A 20,060-nucleotide genomic window follows, 5' to 3' on the forward strand; every position below is an offset into this window, starting at 1 on the left:
CCTCGGTGCGGCGCACGGTCCATCTTGCCAGGTGGGTCCGACGGCGGGAGAGGAGATCGCAACGGGTTTCATGGCAGGGGATCACGGTGGGTGACGGGACTGGGATGGATCGCCCGGTGTGACTACCCGGGGCACCTGGCAGCGGCCCCGTCTGGAGGTCCACCGCCGCCCAGTCTGGCGCGGTCGCCGGTGCGCCAGCGGGAGGACTGGGCGCCGAGCAAGGGCAGGCTCCGGCCCATGGCTGCGGGCTCCGTGACATGACCGCGGCGGACTACACCAGCAGGACGGGGTGTGTGTCAGACACTTCGACGTGTACCAGCGCGGCAGGATGTGAAGGAGGCGTAGTGCGAAGCTCGCCGGGCGCGATCCAACGATGACCCTGTTGATCCCGCTGCAGGCAGCTCAGGGGAGAGCGAGACCTCTCTCCCCTTACACCGCTCTACTCGTCGTCCAACACGGGCTGTTCAATCTGCTCATTGGGCTGCGCCGCCTTCCGACCGCGCGCCTTCCGCACCGGACGCCAGTCCTTCATCTGCGCCTCGCCCACGGCGTGCGTCCGCAGCATGCGCCGGAACTCCGCCTCCAGTTCCTCCGCCGGTGAGCCGCCCTCCCACTCGTCGTCGGGCGCGCTGTACCACTGGTGCACCCACGGCATGACCTCACGCAGTCCCGCGAGCATCGGAACGAGACGGTCAGCGCCCCAGGCGTCATTCCTGACACGCGCCTCGATGAGCTGTGTGATGGCCACCGCCTGATCCTTGTGGTCCCAGCCGGCCCAGCCAAGCATCAGCGTGGAGTCACTGTCCGGGCCTGCCTCCGGGTAGGAGATGAACCGTTCCTTGGGTACGTCGAGTTTGCCTCGGTGAGTCCAGAAAGACTGCTTGAGGAAGTCCGCAGGTTTGAACTTCGTCGGCGGATCAATATTGAGCCGCTGGCCGGTACGGTCCTCCTCACGCTGCTTCTCCCAGACCTTCTCCCACTCCTGGCGGGTACGCAGGCCCGAGTCCTTGTAGCGCATTGCAGCGAGGTAGGGCACATGTTCGTCGGCGATAACCTCACTAAGAATCTGCGCGAGGGGGAGGTCCGGCTTCTTCAGGTGATCGGCGGCGTAGAGGGCCGCGACGGAGACGAAGTCGTGGTCTGAACCGAGCCTGTCGGCAAGGTTGTTGACGGATAGCGTCCGGGGGCGGCGCAGACCGTCATGTACCTCGAACCACAACTCCTTGTCCTCGCAGCGGTCCAGTAGCCAGTTCCGCAGCGCGGTTCGTTCCTTCTTCTCCCACGAGTCAGCGGCCCAGCGCCTCTTGCACTCCGGGCGCTCGATGAGGGCAATGTCCTTGCGGTTACTAATGAGATCGATGCGGGCTTGGACGATCTTCTGATACCAGTCCGGCCAACGGGCGGGAATCTCAGTGACGGGATTCGAGTCGTGGCGTCGGAACCACTCGCTCACAGCCTCGTCTTCCATTGCTCGTGATGCGATCGCCACCTCGAACGCCCGTTCACCTAGCTTGACTTCGGGAATGTCGGCGAGGCGACTCGAAGGCGTCACGGTTCGGGCGATCTCGGCGTCGCTGAGTAGCCCGTACAGACCATAGACCTGCCAGTCCAACTCCTCTTGCTGGGCGATCATGCGTCGGTGGACCTTGGCCTGTTCGGCCTTGGCGGTATCGAGCGTTCGCCGCGTGGGTACGCCGTCAACGGCTACAACCGACGGTTCCAAAGCAGCGAGCTCCTGTGCCAGGGCATCGAGGACGCGGCCGAGGTGGAGCGGAAGCTTGGCTGGGAGGGGGAACTCTTGCAGCTTGGTTCCGGTGAACTCGTAGAAGCTCTCCCACGCGTACCTTCCAGTCGAGCGCTCCCCTCCCCGATTCCCCTTGTCCTGACTGACCTGCTTCAACCAAAAGCAGGCCGTCGAAGAATTGAGCGCCCCCAACAACTCCATGTGCTCATCTTCCTCAGACCCCACCGGCAGCTTGATCACTGGAGCGGAACGGTTGAACACCTTCCCACCTCGGTCCAACACGAAGTGGTTGTGCGTTGACACGAACGCGAACGCGATTCCCAGCGGCACTGAGTAGCGTTCCGGATGCCACCGACTCCATTCGTACCAGGTAAGCCCGATCTCCTCGTGGGTGCCGCCAGGCTCCCGCCGTAGCCTGAGCATGCTGCGTTGCGCCCACAACACCCGCTGAATCGCGGCATCAGATAGGTCTGGGGACAGGTCCTGACCGTAAGGAAACAACGCCTCGGTCTCAGGTTCCAGGCCCCAGTCCCGAATGACGTTACCCTCCACCAAGGGCACCACGCGGCTCTGTGGTACTGCGTGCCTAGCCCAGCTACCGGGCGGGGCGAAGTACGCCTCGTCCGCACCTGTGTGAGTCGTACGCCCAATCAGCTTCACACGTGCGCCAAGCAGCTCCGCTCCCGCAGCTGTAAGCTGGCCGAACACCTCCGAGGCACCGCCCCCGCTCAACGACCAGGGTGCCCCGGCGAAGCGATCACGACCGTAGTCCGCTACCGAGACCCACTCCGACTCACTCCCCGGCGAACCGACGCGGCTGACGATCTCCTTCCAGACTCGCCCCTCGGCAGCGATCTTGGGCTGATCAGGCTCCCCCCGCACCCCCAACACCGCCCGAATGGTTCGGCTATCACTGGGAACCCGGTTGCGCCCTACCAGAATGACTGTGGGAGTTCCGTGTCCTGGAATATAGGCACCCGAGGTGTCGATGACGTGCGAAAGCTCCACCCTGTTCCGAAATACAACCTCAATCAGATTGCGACCGAACTCGCGCTTCATAAACGAGTTGGCCGTAATCTGGCCGACGAATCCTCCACCGCCCTGTCTGCCGCCCGGCCCCTTCACCGCAAGCTCGAACATGCGCTGGGCGAAAGGCACTGACAACGCGAAGAGGCCCACACACGCGTCGTAACCCTTCTTGTAGTTCTCCTTCTCCTGCTTGTCCTTCACCGTGATATACGGCGGATTTCCCACCACCACGTGATACGACCCCCGCCCCAGCAGGTCCACCTTCTTCGCGTACTCCCACACATCCTCCGTGGTATACGCATAAGCCCCCTCCTCGCGTCCCACGACCGCCTCCGCGAACAGCGTGTCCAGGTCGGTCTGGATACCCGCCGCGTCGCGGCCGTGCAGCAACGAGTCACCGACAGCCACGTTGATCGGGAACGGCCGTACGTCCGCCAGCCGCTCGGCGCCCGCTGCGCGCATCGCGGCGACCAGGAGCCGGAAGCGGGCGATGCTCACCGCGAAGGGGTTCTTGTCGCAACCGTGCACCGACTCCAGAACCCGCCGGACCAATGTCCAGTTGTCCGTGCCGGGTTCCGCACGCCGCCACTTGTCGAGCAAGCGGTCGAAGATACCGAGCAGGAAGTGACCGGAGCCGCACGCCGGGTCGATGGTGCGCAGGCCGCGACGCTCCCTGCCGTCGGGGCCGGTCCAGACGGGGTTCAGGCCGAAGCCCTCCCCATCGTCGGCGATCGCCGGTTCCAGGGTCAGGTCAAGAATGAACTCCTCGACAAACTTGGGGGTTTGGAGCAGCGCGTACGTCTTGCGGGCGTGCTCGCTGAGGTCCTGGTAGAGGTCGCCGAGGAAATGCGTGTCCCACTCAGGGTCGGTGAAGTCGTAACGGATCTCGCCGTCCGCGCCCCAGCGGCGCCAGAACGTCAGGAGTTCCGTGGCCGCTTCGTAGCCGGGGGTGAGGCTCCAGAGCGGGTTGCGTGCCTCGTCGAAGAGGCCAGCGGCCGTCTCGTTAGTACTCGCCAGGTGGCGGAACGCCGTGATGAGCCAGTCGCGATTGTTGTGGTGCGGGTAGGTGCGGAAGTGCGCCTCGTGCCTCGCCTCCGCCTCAGCCAGGCGTTCGCCGGGGCCAGCGAGGAACAGCTTGTCGATCAAGCCGTTGTCCTCGCAGAAGCGGACGAAGACGCAGCCGAGCACCCACGCCACCGCCGCCTGAGTCACGCGCTCGTCGCGCCAGGCGGGATATGAGAGGGCGGTACGCTGGGCCTCTTTAGCCTCACGCCACTCGCGGTCCAGGCCGGTGCGGAACTCCTCCTCGGACTCGCTGCGGGCTCGCAGGTCGTCCTCCAGCTTGACGACCAGCTTCTTCAGGTCCTTGAGCAGGGCCACCTTGTCCACGCCCTGAGCACGCTCGGCACCCTCAGTCGTCACCGTCACTCTTCGCTTCCTTCTCCATGCACCGCGTCAGCACCCCACCGCGTCCCCGCGGACCGGACCTCCCATCCTGCCGCACCCGCGCCCCCGCACGAGGGCTCAGGGCCGTCGCGATCTGGGAAAAGCCCCCGCCACTCCCTTGGCCAGCTCGTTAAAGTGATCGTCGTGACGGCCTCGACATCCTCCGCAGCCACCGCGGCACAGCCGCCCGCCTTCGCGGCGGCGAGCAGGAACCACTATCGCGCGGCCACGCTGGCCTCCGAGAAGGACCTGCGGATATCTGCCGACCATCTGGCCGGGCTGGCGGCTGAGTGTGCCGTCAAGGCCATTCTGATCGACTTCCTGGGCTCCCGGCTCAACGCGCGGAACATGCCAGAGCATCCAGAGGTGAAGTACCTGGACCGCTCTCGGAGGACGCCGCAATGGACGAACAAGCACGGCCACCTCCCCGAGCTCTGGGAACACCTCACCGCCGTCGCCCACCGCCGCCGAGGCGGCGGGTCGGGTGCGCTGTTCACACAGCTCATCTGGGAGAATCCATTCGCCGACTGGGACGTCGGAGACCGCTACTGCGACGGCACCGCGATCACCGACACCATCCTCGAGCGGCACCTGAAGGCCGCGTACGACCTCATCGCCGCCCATGAGCAGGCCGGCATCCTGGGAACGAGGACCCGCGCATGAGCCGTACCCCCGTGCGGTTCGACACCGCCTGGCAGGCCGCCCTCGACCACGCCCGGCAGGCCGCCGCGCAGTTCAGCATGGATGTCGTCGTGACCCGGGACGTGCTGGGCCGGGCCTGTCTCATCATCGATGACCGGGGAAACCCCCTCACGCACGACGACACGCGAGTGGTGGCGCTTCGGGACACGTTCACGGCCGCCACGAAGCCGTTCAACGGACTCGAACCGCTCCTGTACGGCGACAAGTTGTTCGCGCCCGAGCTGTACTTCGACGCCGACGACCGCGTCGAGATCAGCCCCCCGCAGGGCTCCGGCACCGGCAGTGTCCACGCGCTGGAACGGACCGTCATCGGCACCGACTGGGCCCGAACCGCACCTTCGCCCTCCACTGGGACCGCCGGGCGCCGGGACCGGCGGGTGGCGATGTACGGCTTCAAGGGCGGCGTCGGACGCACCACTGCCACCGCCGTCCTCGCCCGGCACCTGGCCGGACAGGGCCGCTGCGTACTCGTGGTCGACCTCGACCTGGAGTCACCGGGCATCTCGAACCTGCTGGAGGACCCCGCCGGTATCCCCCGCCACGGCATCGTCGACCACCTGATAGAGGCCGGGGTCGGGAACGCCGAGGGGCTGGAGCTGGTGGCGCGCAGCACCGCGTTGCGCTTCAAGGAGGGCAACGGGGAAGTCTGGCTCGCGCCCGCAGGTGGCTCCCCGCTGGCGGGAGAGTCGTACGACTATCTCGCCAAGCTGAACCGCATCTACAGCGACCTCGCCGGGCTCAGCCCCGGTGACGGCGAACGCCCCTTCTCCCTGCGGCTGGAGCAGGCGATTGCCGCCTGCGAGGACCAGGTGACGGAGCTGTCGCGACCACCCGACGTCGTCCTACTCGACAGCAGGGCCGGTATGCACGACATCGCGGCGGTCACCCTGACACATCTCAGCGGGCTCGCGCTGCTGTTCGCCGTGGACAACCCCTCCACCTGGGAGGGATACCGGATGCTGTTCGCCCAGTGGCAGCATCGCCCCGCTCTGGCCCGGGAGTTGCGTGAGCGGCTGCGGATCGTGGCGGCCATGTTCCACTCCGCCGGGGACGCGAAGCGGCTGCCCGCCCTGCGTGACCGCGCCCAGCAGCTGTTCGCCTCGACGCTCTACGACCAGCTCGACACGGACGCCACCGACAGTGGGGACGAGGACGAGGAGCCGTACCACCCTCCTCTGGAGGACGACGACGCCCCGCACTCCCCCATCCCCATCCTGTTCGGCAACGACCTGGTCGGCCTCGACCCCCTCCGCAGCCGCGACTGGCCCGAGCTACCGTTCGTCGAGGCCGCGTACCGGACGTTCACGACTACGGTGGAGCGTCTGCTGCCAGACCTACACCCCGCCCCGGAGTCCTCATGACCGCCGTCCCGACCACCGACGAGTACCGCACCCTGATCACCAGGGCCCTCGGTGTCGCGCTCGACGCGGACACGGAGGGTCCCGACCTGCGGCGGCTGTTCACCCCGTCCAGTCACCGCCTCGCCCTCGACCCGGACGTGACCGTGGTCCGCGGGGCGCGCGGCACGGGCAAGACGTACTGGGCGAAGGCGTTGACCGACCCCGATCTGCGGGAGGTGGCCGCGAGGTCGTACATGATGCCGCGGCTGCGGCGGGTCCGGGTCACCACGGGGTTCACTACGGGGGGCAACACCGGAACCCCGTATCCCGGCAAGCGCAAGATCGCCCGGCTGCTGGGGGAGGGAGCCGACCCCGAGGTCTTCGAGCTCTTCTGGCACTCGGTCGTGATGATGGCGCTCGGCGTACCGGAGATCGCGAGCATCCCCGACTGGGCCGACCGCATCCGGTGGGCCAAGGAGAACGAGGACGCGTACGACGACGCGCTCAGCAAGGCGGACCGGGAGGCCCGGGACAGCGGCGAGACGCGCGTGCTGCTCTTCGACGCCCTGGACCACCTGCACCGAGACCGCAGGACCGCCGACCTGCTGGTGTCGGCGCTGTTCCAGGTCGCGCTGGAGCTGCGGCTGACCACGGGAGCACTGCGCGCCAAGATCTTCGTACGCCCCGACATGTACGACAGCGCGCCTAGGACATTCCCGGACGCCTCGAAGCTGGGGGCGAACGCTACCGACCTGGAGTGGAGCCGGGAGAACCTGTACGGGCTGCTCTTCCACCAGCTGGGCAACCACCAGAGCCCGGAGGCGGAGAAGTTCCGCGAGCAGCACGGCAAGTGGCAGCCTGAAGGCGAGGGACGGTTCATCGCCCCGGTCGACGTCATCGCCGACGAGAAGCGCCAGGAGCAGGTCTTCATCACACTGGCCGGGCCCTACATGGGAACCGACCGGCGCAAGGGCCACACGTTCACCTGGGTGCCCAACCATCTCCAGGACGGCAAAGGGCGGGTGAGCCCGAGAACCTGGCTGCTCGCCCTGCGCACCGCCGCGACCCTGACGGCCGAACAGCATGCCGGGCACCCGCAGCCGCTGCACTACGAGGCGATCCGAGACAGCCTGCACGCCGCTTCGAATCTGCGGGTGGCGGAACTGAGGGACGACATCGGTTGGGCCGCCACCGCGATCGAACAGTTCGAGGGCGTACAGGTGCCCATGGAGCCGTCCCAGGTCCGGTTTCTGTGGGAGCGGGGTGGTCTCACCGACATCCTGCGGGACATGGCCGAGGCCGACGGAGGCGGCGAAGGGTCCGAGGACGAGGAAGAACCCGAAGGCGGCAGCGGCCCCCGTGACCCCGGTGACCCCTTCGCGCTAATAGAGGAACTCGTGGCCCTCGGCGTACTCACCGAACGCGCCAGTGGCGCCCTGGACCTGCCCGACGTATACCGGCTGGCGTTCAACATCGGCCGCAAGGGCGGGGTTCCGCGCAAGTCGTGAGCCGCCGACCAGCGTCGGCGGCTCACCCCCGAAGCGGCTCCAGCGACTTGAGGAACTCCCCGTCCAGAGGCTCCTTTTCCCCGTCCCCACCGATCACCTCAACCGTGCGGCCGTCGAGTGCCGCGCCCTGGGCACGGTTCTCGACCGGGCACAGCAGCCACAGGCCGTGCGGCACGTCGGCCGGGCGGCGGGCCGCGTTCTGGAGCCGGACCAGGAAGGCGTGACCGCCCTCGTCCCAGTAACGGGCGATCAGTCCCGCGTCGTGGAGGAACAAGACAGTGCGCGGCGCGTCGGCCCGTGCGAGCACCGTCTGCTCCACGCGCTGCCAGACCACCCGCACGAAGGACGCCAGTCCCGGCTTGATGCCACCGGGAGTGGAGAGGCTGTCGGCGCGCAGGACCTTCTCCCAGTCCTGCCCCTTCTCGGCAGCCAGGGCACGGAAGGCGGTGAGGAACACAGCCGAAAGGTCGACCGCCTCGACCGGGAAGGCGGCAGCCACCGCCTCCGCCGCCCCCGCGAACGACGTTCCCTTCACGGTGAGGGCGAGGAACCCTCCCCGCTCCGCCAGCCCGGTGAGCCGGTCGCGCAGCGGGCCGTGCGGGTCCTCGCGGTCGGCGCGGGTGCGGGGGGTGGGCGGCTGGTAGCTGGTGAGGGCGCCGGTGGAGCTCCACGGACCTACCGACTCCGGCGGCCTGGGGATGAACTTCTCGGCCTCGTCGTCGTACACGAGGTCGAAGCGCGCGCCTTCCAAGGCGTCCAGCAGCTCCACGTGGGTGGGTTCCTGTCCACCCGACAGCAGGTCCAGGGCGGGGAAGCGTGCGCGCAGGCGGGCCACGAGCTCGCCGACGGTGATCCCCCGGTCGCGGCGGATGCCCGCGCCCGCCTGGGAGATCCGCAGTGCCCGTTCCAGGCTCAGGTCACGCGGATACAGCTCCAGCCGGGGGGTGGCCGCGACGCCTGGAGCTGTCGCGGCGGCCAGGGAGACCAGGCGGGTGTCCGCGAGCGGGGCCAGTCCGTCGGGCGCAGGCACGGACCGCAGGATGCGCAGGACCTCGCCGCGACCGGGCAGGGGGTCCTGTCCGGCCAGCCGCTCGGCCGCCTGGCCGAGGAGCGCCGCGTAGTCCGCCAGCTCGCGCGGGCTGGGATCGTCTGCCCCCGGCAGAGACTCGGAGGCGAGCAGGACCGTGTCGCCACGCCGGTGCACGGCGAACCTGGGCTCGTGCTGCTCGGCGGCGTCCTCGTCCTGGCGTTCGGCGGTCTCCGCGTCGGTCGCGGCCCGTACGACGGCCAGGGCGCCGGCGAAGGTCCGCTCGGCCGTGTCGGACCCGGCGCCGTGCCGGGCCCGCAGTTCGACCGCGGCCTCGTCGGCGGTCATCACCCGGCCGACAGACTGGATGATCTCGGTCAGCTCGGTGCGGACCGGCGCCAGCCAGTGCGTCTCCGCCCATTTCCTGATCTCGATGCGGTGGTGCCGGGAGACGGATGTCTGTTTGATGCCCAGGTGATCGGCGATCCGGGCCTGCACGGGCCAGAAGCCGAGGGGGGAGAGTCCGCCGTCTTCGGGCGGCAGCCCCAGGGTGAGGCGTACGACCTCAGCGCGGTGCGAGCCCTTGCGGCCGGGCTCGGGAGCGAGAAAGGCAGCCATGTCGTCTATCGACAGGATGCGGACCTCGTCGGAACCGAGGGTCGGTGGCGTGGGGGCAGTGTCGTCGGGTGTGCGCCGAGGGGGTGCGTGGGACGCCGCCGGGCGCAGCGCGGACGCCCACTGCTTGCGGCGCCGGTTGAGTTCCTTGCGGACCAAGGCTCCCGCGCCCCGAGCCTTCGAGATCGCGTACGGCTGGATGTCCAGCAGCTGGCCGACCGTGGTGGCGCCCAGGCCGCCGGCCACCGACACGGCACGAGGGGACAGCCCAGCGGCCTCCAGCGGCGTCGTCAGTTCGGCCGCCGCAGCAGCGCGGTCGCGGGCCTCCTCCGGGTCGTCGGACGACGTGCCGACGGTGGAGGGAGTCGTGGCGGGCGCAGTCGCGTCGGCCGCCCGGAACACGGCACGCCAGGTGTCCCACATCTGCCGCAGAGTGTCGAAGCGGTACTCGGTGTCCCGGTGCAGCGCACGCTGGAAGAAGGCGGTGAGTCCGTCGCGCAGTGCGGGCTCGAACAGCTCGGTGGCGATGTGCAGTTGTGCCGACTCGTTTGTCAGCGGGTCGAGTTGTCCCTCGCCCCACAAGGGGCGCTCGCCGCTCGCCATCTCGTGGAGGGTCACGGCCGCGGCGTACCGCTCGGCGTGGTCGTCGTAGTGGGCGCGGCGCATCGAGCCGAGGAACGGATCGAGATAGCCGCGCGTACCGGCCTTCACGTCCCGGTCGGAGGCGTCGGTCAGGGAGAAGTCGAACAGCTTGAGCTGCCAGGTGCGGTCCTTGCGGCGCTGGATGCCGAGGTTGTCCGGCTTGATGTCGCGGTGACGTACGCCCTGCGCGGCGAGCTGGTCGAGGGCGTGGAACAGGTCGTCGGAGAAGCGCTCCAGTTCGTGGTAAGTCAGCCGCCCCTTGCCGCGCAGGCGGGCGCCGAGCGACTGCTCGCCGGCGTACTCCAGCTCGAGGACGGTCCGCCCGCCGAGTTCCCGCAGCCCCTCTCCACGCAGCTGGACGACGGAGCCGCCGCCGACCTTGCGCAGCGCCCGTTCCTCGGCGCGCAGCCGCCCGGCCTTCTCCTCGTCGAGGGCGACCTTGAAGACGTGCTCGTCGATCTGGGTGCGACCGTCCTCGTCCTCGGTGGCCCGCTCCACGAGCAGGGCGCGGGCGGTGGCGCCGGTGCCCAAGACACGGCGGACCGACCATTCCGCGTCGAGCGACTGTCCGGGCACCGCTTCCAGCGGGTCGACGCAGGCCGCTGCCGGTGAGTCCGGGAGGATACTGGCGCGTTCCGCCTGGTCGAGCAGGTCCAGGAACGCCTCGGCCGATCCGAGCCTTTCGTTGACGTCGGCTCGGGTCGCCCGGAAGACCAGGTCGTCGAGTGCCTCGGGCAGGCCGTCGGTCACCGCGAACAAGTGCAGCCCCGCATCCGTGCGGAGCCGCTCGGCCAGGCCGCTGCGCTGGGTGGCCGGGGGCTGGCCAGTGAGGATCAGGTAGGCGACGGCACCGAGGCCGAAGATGTCCAGATCGGCCGGGTCCGCGTACGGCTGGTCCGACTCAGGGGCGAGATAGACGCGGGCCGCGTCCTCGATCAGGGCGGCGTCGAGGGCGGAGCCTCCGATGGAGCGGAAGAACGTGGCGTTGCTGTCGAAGTCCCGAGCCGCGGTCTGCCAGTCTGTGATCCGCAGCTCGGGGCCCGCCCCGTCGGCCCGGAACGATACGTAGACGGAGCGTGCCGCGAGGGCCCGGTGGTAGAGCGAGCGGTTGTGCGCGTAACGGACCGCCTCGGCGAGCTGCCTGACCAGGTCCAGACGGATCTCGGGCGTGAGCCTGCCACCATAGGTGTCCAGGTACTGGTCGAGGCGGAGATCACCATGACGGTGCCGGAAGAGAATCGCCGGTCCGCCCTGGTGCTCGCGGTAGTCGAGGGCGTCGACGATGCCGCGGTGCGTGATGCCCTGCAGCACCTGGTATTCGCGGCGTGCGGCCCGTTCCGTGGCTCTGCGGGCCGTTTCCGTCGCCATCTGGCTCACCAGATAGATACGGACGCGGCCCTCCTCCTGGACGAGCCCGTCGTCCCGGGTGGCCAGACGGTCCTCCCAGGACGGTCCCGCGTCGAGCGGGTGCGGCTCCATCTTCCAGGCATCGCCGAAACGGAGGTGGGCCGTGGACTGGCGGATGCCGATCGCCTTGAGCAGCTGCGGCAGGGTGTGCCGTGAGAACTCCGGGGTGACGCGTCGCTCGGGACGGTCCGGGGGCAGGCCGAGGAAATCCTGCCAGATCCGCTTCAGGCCGCTGCCGCCGTCGTCACGGCCGTAGACCTTGATCCGCTGGACCTCGTCCAGATGGCTTTCCAGGTCGGGCGATGACAGGAACACCGCGGGCTCGACGCGCGGTACCGCCCGCTCGGAGATGCCCAGCTTGCGCGCCGCCCACTGGAGCTGGCTCTTCAGCTCCTTGGACTTCAGGTCGGTCAGGTGCAGGGGGTTGTTGATGGTCCGCATGCGGTCGGGCCCCTGGAAGTTCCAGGTCGACCCGGTGTTGCGGAGCCGCCCTGGGTGTCCCTTGATCTCGACGAGGAACAGACCGGCAGGAACGGCGATCAGCAGGTCGCACTCGTTGACCCGGCCGGACATGGCGGTAAAGGAGAACGTGGCCCAGGCACGGTAGGGCTCGGCCTGCGGCATCAGCGCGCGCACCTGGTCCAGTGCGTCCTGCTCCCACGGATAAGGCGAGGGGCGCTCCTGGAACCACTGGCGGGCAGGGCGCGGCGGACCCGGCTTGGGCGCACCGGCCCCCGGTGCCGACCTGCCTCCCTGAGCTGTCACCGTCCGGCCTCCCCAGGCTTTCCTCACGGACCACTGTGCAAAGTGCCTGGTCGAGCCTATCGCGCACGGAACCGGCCGAGACCGGTTTGTGGACGGAGGACGAGCCCTCGTCAGGCGCGGGTCCATGCCGTCTCGGCCACGCACTGGCGGTGACCGCATGCGCCGTACGACCACGCGGGCCAGTGGCGCCCTGGCGCGGCATCGGAAGCATGTACGACGACGTGTGCAGCGGCAGGAGCGAACGCACGCGCACCCCCGCCACAAAGCCGAAGAGACTGGGCCCGGACCGCAAGGGGGTGTCCAGGCTCGTCGCTACCTGGGGTAGCGGCAGACCCGCGGGAGCCGTGATGCCTTCAGAAGGCTCTCCAGCGACGGGATCGCTTCATCGTGGAACGCCGAGCCCGATGCGCCTGGCAGGAGCCGGCGCAGGGCACGCGTTGCGATGTCGGCAAGGACGGCTCCGGTGTCGGCGCCTATGTCGATGGCCAACGTGCCGATGAGGTTGACCTCGTGGTAGTCCCGCTCGTCGATGTGTTCCGTGACGAAATCCACCGTCACCGACTGTCGGCGGGCAAGAAGGAGCAGTTCACAGGCGTGTACGGCGTCGAGGAGATCGAAGCCGAGACGCGCTGTGACGCGCGAGGGGCCGGGGCCGGGCTCCTGGCAGGTGATGACGACCTCGTCGGCGTCACGGCTCTTCGCGGTGACGCCCATCTGCATGCCACCGCGGGCAAGCAGTTCCTGCGCCGCCGACTGTTCGCGCTCGCCGTGCAGGGCGATCGACCACCATGGAAGGGGGCCCCACATTCCGTGTGCGGTCACGTGCTCGGGGAAGGGGTCGAAGGATCGGTACCGCCCCCGCAGATACTGCTGGAAGGTGACGAGACACCTGTCCTGGAAGTGCTCGTCCCGGCTGCGCTCGCGCACCAGCTCGTACTCGATGGCACTCATACCCTCCACTGCCAGGGCGATGTGCTCCAATTGCTCCTGAATGATCTTTTCAGCCCGCTCAAGAACACCGCTGAACTCATCGCCGGGGGGAGCCTGATCGAGAAGGCGCCCGAGAGCACGCTGCGCGGCCTGGCAGCGGGCGAGATCTCCGCCGAGGCGGACCAAGTGGCGCGCCTTGAGAATGCTCCAGGTACGGGTGGACCTCCACCGATCCCAGGCACGGTCGCCGCCACCACGCTCCCCGAGCACCAAGGCTCCTACGTTTCCGACACGGAAGTCGGGCTCGTCTTTCAGCCTCTCCCACACGTCGGGGTATGCCTCCAGCGGGGAGGACGGCAACGCCGAGAGTGCCTCATGAACACGCGTGTCAGTGCTGTCCCACAACTCCCTCAGTTCACGCTCCACGCGTGTGCGGAAGACCGTACGTCCTCGCTGGGCAGTCCAGTATTCGAGGAGGAGCATGTCCGTGCTCTCCGGACTCCAGGGGATCAGTCCCAGGCCGTCGAGGACCACCACGGTGGTGGCCAGCCCGTCCCGCTCGAAGCCGGACTGGACCTTGGCGATGAGTTCGGTGAGCTCATCGCGGTCGGGGCCAGGCGCAGTGAAAAACGGGCTGTCGGCGAGCGTGTCACGGATATGCGCTGTGCTCTCACCACGAGCGAGCTGGGCGGCGATTCGCACTACCAGCAGGGATCCGACGAGATTGGGCGCGCCGAAGTCGGTGCGCAGTCGGCCCTTGCCAAGTGCCGGGATATTCCTGACATGCCAGAGCAACCCCTCTTGGATAGCGTGGAACCACTCCTCACGCAGTGCCGCGAGCGTGGGCTTCTCCTGAGGCGGCCTCCACTTGTTTCGGAACAGCGCGATCGTGTGCCCCTGGTCACCGGCGCGTTGCTGAGGTTTGGGCATGCCCTTTGACGACAGTTCGCGGCTGACGTGACGATAGAGGGAGTTCGTGTCGAGTGGACCGAGCACGTCTGGGACACCCTCGGAAATGGCTTTCACGAGTTCACCCGTGAACGCGGTGTAACGCGCGTCCGCAGGAGCCATGGCGGCCTGCGTCGCGGCCGAGGCGGTCATGACACAGGTGCCCTCGATGGCGGTCTGGTCCGCAAAGTCGTCCGCCCCGCCCATGTAACCCTCCAGAGCGGCACCGCTGTAGCAGCAGTCCAGGATCACGACCTTTCTGGGCGCCGTACTTTCCAGTACTGCGGCGCGGAGATGGCTGAACGCCACCGACTTGTACAGCTTCCGGCCTTGCTCGGAATAGCCCAGTGCGAGGTGGAGAAGGCCATCGGGCGATCGCAAACCGTGGCCGGCGAAGTACACCACCAGCGTGTCCGTCGCCTCGCTCGAGGCCTGGTGGACGACGTCGAGTACCTCCTCGTAACCGGCAGGATTACACACCGTCACGCAATGTCCTGTGGGTATACCTCCTACGTCCGAGGACCTGAACAGCTCTGCCAGCCTGGCGAGGTTGTTGCGCACCGCCGGCAGGTCCGGGAAGTTCTGGTACTCGTCCGCGCCGATCAGCACCACACGTGTTGCCTCAGGGTCAGGCAGCCCCATCACCGATTCCCCGAAACTGACGTGGCGGACGGCTGTCCCGGACCAGCGAGTTCCGGGTTCCCCCTGTGGGGTTCGGGAGCCAACAGCACTGCGACTCGGCGCAAGGTTTCGTCCGACGTATCGTGCACGGTCACCGTCATGCCTCCGCGTTCGAAAGTCACGGCTCCCGGCGGCGAAGGGCGGGCCGCTCGCCAGGCGACCACGATGTTCACCAACAAGCTCGCAGCAGCAATGCCGTTGCTGACGAACATGTTGATGATCTCGCCCGCGCTCATGCGGTCAGAGGCTTCGTGGGCTCGTGCCAGTTGGACCTCCGCGTGACGCCGGAGTTCGTGATCCTGGCGGAGCCAGTAGTACAGATCATGTGCCGCTGCGTCGTCGCCCTGCGCATCGACAGTGATCTGGATCTCCACGACGTCTCCCCCTGTTGCCTCTGCTGCCCGACGCTCACGGCAAGGAACGGATACAGACCGTCATTCCTGCCGCAGCTCTCAGCCCGGAGAGAAGAGTACGTCCCAACTGGCCTTCGTAAATGCGCTGTTGGCTCTCACTCCAGGTTGCCGCCTACGCCGCGTCAGCGTCCCCCGCGACAGCCGCGATCCGAAGCAAGCGCTCCAGCTCTTCCCTCCCCCGCCTGATCAAGTCGAAGGCAACCGCCGGATCCATGTCCCGCGGCAGCGGAGTATCGGTGAGGACATCCGTAAGGGTGTACTGACCCAGCAGCCACCGCTGCAACGCCCGCCAGTCGGCACCTCGATCAAGCGGTAGACCGTCCGCCCACGGCAATGCCTCGTACCGGGTGCCGTCAGTGCCGTTGGCGTGGAGTAGTCCGGAGCGACGCACGAGACACGGGAAGCAGACGCCGCAGTTGGCGATGGGAGGGCCGCCGCTGCGGCGGGTTGGCGGCTTGCCGCAGCTCAGAGTGGACTCCAGGTCGGACGGGGTGAGGCCCGCAGTACGTCCGGCCTTGCACACCTCGCCTTTCGTGAGCTGTGCCAAGGGGTTGACCACCTGCACCGTGCTCTCCGTGTCGCTCACGGCAGTTACCAAGGCGTTCAGACTACCCAGCGTCCGCGGGTGCACGGAACGTGTGGAGCAAGCAGCCGAACGCGCTGGTGTCAGGGGCGGATTGAGAGCGAGCTGGCCGTTCTCGGGGATGTGGACGGTGTCCACCCCGTGTGCAGTAGCGGCGCGGATCGCGCCCGCCGCGTACAGCAGGCCACGCGTGCGGGAGGAGGTCTCCAGCCGTAGCCCCGAGCCGTCGCCCGCCGGGGTCTGGCTCATCGGCAACAGCAGCACCGGTCGTGTTCCGCCCAGTCGTTCGACGGCCTTGTACACCCGCTGCTGGAGACGCAGCAGGCCGATCTCGCGGAACATCACTAGCAGCAGCGGTCGGGAGCCGTCGGCGCGCGAACGGGTGGCGGCCCAGCTGAGCGAATCCAATCCACCGGAGAACAAGGCGACTTCCGAGGCGCGCGGGTCGTCCGGAGAGACCAGCGCCTCCTCGACGTGGTGACCGGTGAGAGGCCGGAATTCCACATTCCATAGGTCCCCGGTGAGGACTTGGAGAAGCGCAGCGAGGTGGGTACGGACTACTGCGCTTCCCCATCGCTCGTGTTCCGTTACGGGTACGGCGAGGCTGATACACCGGGTCCACCGGTCCCGTACTCCGGTCCGGCGTACGTACTTGTCGGCGATGAAGGCAGCCCTGGCGACGCGAAACAGATCCTCGGCCCAGTCGGGGACGGGACCGGGCAGATGGTGCCGGCCAGTAATGCGGCGCTCCTTTTCCTGGAAGGCTTCCTCGCCGATCTCCGTCCAGCGGTCGCCACGAGGTCGGTCGCCCTGGGGGCCGCGCCACCACAGGAAGTCGTCGGAATCGGTCACGCCGCAGCTCCCTCCTCTCCGGTGATCTCCTCAGTGATCAGGCCAAGCGCCTTTCCGACCGCCCGCGGTACCAACAACTCGGCGATCTTGGGCAGTGCAGCCGCCGGATCCTGCACAGCGCCCACCACCGACTGTGCGGTATCCACAGCCTGTGCGAGGTCTGTCGCTTCGGCGGACTCCTCACAGGGATTCGGCACCAGGTCCACCACTTTCTCCGCGACCCAGTCGGCGATCCTGCTTTCCGGATCGGTCGCGATGAGCACCGGGACCGCCAGCTTGACGTGCTCGGCGACAACGGACCTGAGGAACTCCCCCACCATGTCGGCGAAGAACACCTGGTAGAGGTCGCACAGGATGTCCCAGGTGAAGCCACCGCCGGCGGCGCCTCCGCCCATGGCGTCGTCCAGCTCGGGATGTCTGCTCCGGACATCGCGGACCGCCGCGGCCATCCCCCTGCGCACCGCGGCGTCGGCGAGTGTGCCGCCGTCCCCTCCGACCTCCGACACGAGACGTGCGACGAGCGCGTCCTCCGACTCCGCGCCCTCTGTGGCCAGCGATCCCAGAGCCCCGGCGAGCCTTTCACCGGCCGCACAGGCCGTGTCGTACAACCCGAAGGCCGATCGATCGGCACGGAGTGTCTCGTGCAGGGCGCTCAGGTGGTCCGCCGCGATCTCCTCCAGCCGCTGATCCGCGTTGCGCGAATCATCCCGCCAGCGCGCCAGCCGCCTCCCGGCGGAGCTCCACGGATCGCCGTTCGGCCCCTTCCATCGCGTGGATGTCCCCACATCGCCCCCAACGATGGTGCTCCAACCTGCACTTCGTCCATGGCATCAGACCGGACGATCCCCAGGTAGGGCGGGACTCGGCCAGGGCCTCACGGACCAGCCAGGTGCTGAAACAGCCGGGGGGGGCATCACTTCCCGTGACACCTACACCTGGAAGCGTGACCAGCCGTAGCGCTGAGTCACAGACATCACGCAAATCCCCGTTCAGGGCAGGTGCCGGGCTGGCAAGATTGCCCCTTGCGTCATATGCCCTGCTGTTCATGCCCTCTGTAGAGGGCTCGCTGACAGCATGTCAAATCAGCAACCTCCAACTGCCCGCACCGGACGCCATCAGTCGCCTGAAGGCCGCTTGCGATCCGAGCCCGGTCGCAAGTTGTCATCCGGCACACGGGCAGCCGGCAAACGGGGCGGCCACGCCAGCATGGATTCCGCGGTCGTGCACAGGAACCCGGCGCAGCGGAGGGTGAAGCCCATGGCCAAGCTCACGGAGGAGCAGAAGCGGCAACGAGCCGCCAAGCGTGCTCTGCGCTCGGCCCTCGAAGCAGAAACGGATGACCGGCGGCGCCGCGAGCGGGATGAGCAGTGGGAGCGAGAAGATACACGCCTCAGCTGGGCGGAGTACGTGGCCGGTGAGCCCTGCCGCGGTTGCGGGCTGCCCATGACGGATGAGCTGGGGAGCTGGCCACCCCTCATGAAGTTGTCCGAGGTGGAGAAGCGCGAATACGAGGAAGCCAACCAGAAGTTCCGCCAGCGGCACACCGACTGCCGGGCCGCCCGGTGGACCGTCAGCGGTTCTCGGGTAACGCACTGCTGTTTCTGTTGCCCGCCACCGCCGATGGGGCCGAAGCAGCTGGAGAAGCTCGCCAAGCTGTTCGCTTCCTGGCCCTCACGGGAGGAACGCAAGAAGGACCTCGATAGTTGGGATCTCACTCTCCGTTGCGACCACGTGGTGCCTTACATTCAGCATCGCGAGAACACCCGCGTCTCCACCCGCGTCGTCGACTGCCCAGAATGCGGAGAGCGTCGCGGCGTAGTGAGCAGTGAGCGGGTAGGGCCGGCGTACCGCGATGACGGGACCATCCGTGAGCGGGCGGCAGCTGACCGGGAGCGGCTCGCCCGGGAACTGGCAGCCGCTGAGGCGAAGCTGACCCGTCAGCAGAAGAACGCGGCGGCAACCCAACAACGCATCGCCGAGCTCCAGGAAGAGCTCGGCAGTGAGTCTTGATGAGACGAAGCGCAGGCAGCGATGCCAGGTCATTCCCCTCATCGATTCCAAAGGGTTACTGGCCGGGAGCCCTCGTGTATCGAGATGTCAGGACTCAGCGGTCGAATTGCGCCTCGGCCAGTGCTTCGGCGGGGCGACGGCCGGGTCCGTGATCCGGAGCCGGTTCTGCCGGGTCGGGTCGATCGATGTCAGGGCGACGAGACGCTGGCCGTCGGCTGTTTCGAGTTCGGACAGGGCGTGAGGAAGGGCCGCGCAAACAGTGGCGATCGCCGTGCCCAGACCCACCAAGCCACCGTGCTTGTTGTTCTGGCGGTACTCGATGCGATGCAGGCCCGACTGTGCAATGGCCGCCACTTCGAGTGGCCGGCTGAGCTGCTTGGTGTCGTTGGTGATGACGACCTCGAAGCCGTCGGCCTTGGCCTTGGCGTACAGCTCGATGTCCTTCGTGCCCGTCCAGCCCTTGAGCTCGTGGACGTGTACGACTTCATGTGCCTTCAGCAGGATGCGCACGATCTCGGCCATGGGGCGGGGCACGTTCTCGTCGAGCAGCAGTTTCAAGCGACAACCTGCCGGGGCTCGCTGCTGCCATAGCTGTCGACGTACTCGCTGAAGTCGGCGGCGTCCCGGGCGGCCTCTGCCGTCACTCCTGGGTAGAACTCACCGATCTGGTCCGGCGGGATGCCGTCTCTTACGAGGGCAGCGACATCTGACGCCGGGATCCTGGTGCCTTGGATGACCGGTTCTCCGCCGCGGACCGACGCGTCGACCGCGACGTGCTCACGGGGGGTGAGCAGAGCGGGAATGCTACGGCCGTCCTTATAGAAGGGCGCGAGAACATCCACCATCTGGTGGATGACCACGTTGCCCCCCTTGATCAGGTCTACGGCGGGGTCGGGTTCAGCCAGATAGATCGTGTCCGGACCCGCGACAAGTTTGTACGAGGAGAGGTGCTTCGACTCGCCGAGGTCTTCCCGGAGCGTGTTCAGCGCACGGCGGATCTTCTGCAACGAAGCCTCTTCGCGCAGCTGCACACAGATGCGGAGTGCGACAACGTCGCGGAACGAGTAGAGGATCGGCCTCTCGCTGGACATCTCGGGGACGAGCACGGCGCCCTTGGGCCCAGAGGCTCGGCGCCAGTGGGACAGCTGGCGCAGCGTCGCGCCGGAAAGAGCCGCGGCAAGTTTGGGTTCGTACGACACCGCGTGCCTCCTTCCGTCTTCCGCCCCCATCGATATCGGCCTGAACGTACCCCATTCTCCTGGAGGCCACTCAGCACAGAAACCGAAGGGCCCATTCAGGGTGAGCCAGTGACGCCGGACGCCCCCATGCCGCGCACGCCGCTGCCACGGGAATCGCCACATGCCGGCACACGTCCGTGGGATTTTCGGCCACCCACCGGCGGCGCCCGTATGCGCCGC

General features: G+C 67.8%; 12 protein-coding genes. 4 read left to right on the plus strand and 8 right to left on the minus strand.

What is annotated here, in order from left to right:
• Positions 1–439: 439 nt before the first annotated feature.
• On the minus strand, positions 440–4,201 hold the full coding sequence (pglX, locus tag HLK59_RS11660; RefSeq protein WP_346779707.1) for a BREX-2 system adenine-specific DNA-methyltransferase PglX: 3,762 nt from the start codon (positions 4,199–4,201) through the stop codon (positions 440–442).
• Between the two features lie 162 nt (positions 4,202–4,363).
• Between pglX and HLK59_RS11665 the strand changes: the two genes are divergently transcribed.
• The 3 genes from HLK59_RS11665 to HLK59_RS11675 are packed head-to-tail and all read left to right on the plus strand — an operon-like array spanning position 4,364 to position 7,769.
• The gene (locus tag HLK59_RS11665; RefSeq protein WP_171141283.1) at positions 4,364–4,882 is read left to right on the plus strand and encodes a hypothetical protein; all 519 of its coding nucleotides are present in this window, start codon (positions 4,364–4,366) and stop codon (positions 4,880–4,882) included.
• Positions 4,879–6,282, plus strand: a complete 1,404-nt coding sequence (locus HLK59_RS11670; protein WP_171141284.1) for an AAA family ATPase — start codon at positions 4,879–4,881, stop codon at positions 6,280–6,282. The genes HLK59_RS11665 and HLK59_RS11670 overlap by 4 nt, the downstream gene beginning before the upstream one ends.
• The gene (locus HLK59_RS11675) at positions 6,279–7,769 is read left to right on the plus strand and encodes a hypothetical protein (protein WP_171141285.1); all 1,491 of its coding nucleotides are present in this window, start codon (positions 6,279–6,281) and stop codon (positions 7,767–7,769) included. Before HLK59_RS11670 ends, HLK59_RS11675 begins: the two co-directional genes overlap by 4 nt.
• 22 nt (positions 7,770–7,791) lie before the next feature.
• Here HLK59_RS11675 and pglW read toward each other — a convergent pair whose 3' ends face one another.
• From pglW to HLK59_RS11700, 5 genes are all read right to left on the minus strand, one after another.
• Positions 7,792–12,225: a BREX system serine/threonine kinase PglW gene (gene pglW / locus HLK59_RS11680; protein ID WP_346779708.1), complete on the minus strand. Its 4,434-nt coding sequence runs from the start codon at positions 12,223–12,225 to the stop codon at positions 7,792–7,794.
• A 312-nt stretch (positions 12,226–12,537) separates the two neighbouring features.
• Positions 12,538–14,745 carry a caspase family protein gene (locus tag HLK59_RS11685; protein WP_171141287.1) on the minus strand — a complete coding sequence of 736 codons (2,208 nt, stop codon included), beginning with the start codon at positions 14,743–14,745 and terminating at the stop codon, positions 12,538–12,540.
• Positions 14,745–15,158, minus strand: coding sequence for a hypothetical protein (locus tag HLK59_RS11690; protein WP_171141288.1), 414 nt, complete (start codon positions 15,156–15,158; stop codon positions 14,745–14,747). The genes HLK59_RS11685 and HLK59_RS11690 overlap by 1 nt, the downstream gene beginning before the upstream one ends.
• Before the next feature lie 151 nt (positions 15,159–15,309).
• Positions 15,310–16,632, minus strand: coding sequence for a 7-cyano-7-deazaguanine synthase (locus HLK59_RS52365; RefSeq protein WP_171141289.1), 1,323 nt, complete (start codon positions 16,630–16,632; stop codon positions 15,310–15,312).
• Positions 16,629–17,417 (minus strand): hypothetical protein, encoded by a 789-nt coding sequence (locus HLK59_RS11700; RefSeq protein WP_171141290.1) that lies wholly within the window; start codon positions 17,415–17,417, stop codon positions 16,629–16,631. The genes HLK59_RS52365 and HLK59_RS11700 overlap by 4 nt, the downstream gene beginning before the upstream one ends.
• Positions 17,418–17,889: 472 nt before the next feature.
• On the opposite strand from HLK59_RS11700, the gene HLK59_RS11705 reads away from it, so the two are divergent.
• Positions 17,890–18,642 carry a hypothetical protein gene (locus HLK59_RS11705; RefSeq protein WP_171141291.1) on the plus strand — a complete coding sequence of 251 codons (753 nt, stop codon included), beginning with the start codon at positions 17,890–17,892 and terminating at the stop codon, positions 18,640–18,642.
• A gap of 87 nt (positions 18,643–18,729) precedes the next feature.
• On the opposite strand, the gene HLK59_RS11710 is transcribed toward HLK59_RS11705, so the two are convergent.
• Positions 18,730–19,200 carry a DUF5615 family PIN-like protein gene (locus tag HLK59_RS11710; RefSeq protein ID WP_171141292.1) on the minus strand — a complete coding sequence of 157 codons (471 nt, stop codon included), beginning with the start codon at positions 19,198–19,200 and terminating at the stop codon, positions 18,730–18,732.
• Entirely contained in the window at positions 19,197–19,841 is a 645-nt protein-coding gene (locus HLK59_RS11715; protein ID WP_171141293.1) for a DUF433 domain-containing protein, read from the minus strand. Before HLK59_RS11715 ends, HLK59_RS11710 begins: the two co-directional genes overlap by 4 nt.
• Positions 19,842–20,060: the final 219 nt, after the last annotated feature.

The organism is Streptomyces sp. S3(2020), assembly GCF_013044505.1.
Lineage (GTDB): Bacteria > Actinomycetota > Actinomycetes > Streptomycetales > Streptomycetaceae > Streptomyces.

What these genes read in the sequence shown, in the direction of transcription:
- HLK59_RS11670 (WP_171141284.1), top strand. Translation starts at nt 4,879, where the DNA reads ATGAGCCGTACCCCCGTGCGGTTCGACACCGCCTGGCAGGCCGCCCTC.
- HLK59_RS11675 (WP_171141285.1), top strand. Translation starts at nt 6,279, where the DNA reads ATGACCGCCGTCCCGACCACCGACGAGTACCGCACCCTGATCACCAGG.
- HLK59_RS11685 (WP_171141287.1), bottom strand. Translation starts at nt 14,745, where the DNA reads ATGGGGCTGCCTGACCCTGAGGCAACACGTGTGGTGCTGATCGGCGCG.
- HLK59_RS11705 (WP_171141291.1), top strand. Translation starts at nt 17,890, where the DNA reads ATGGCCAAGCTCACGGAGGAGCAGAAGCGGCAACGAGCCGCCAAGCGT.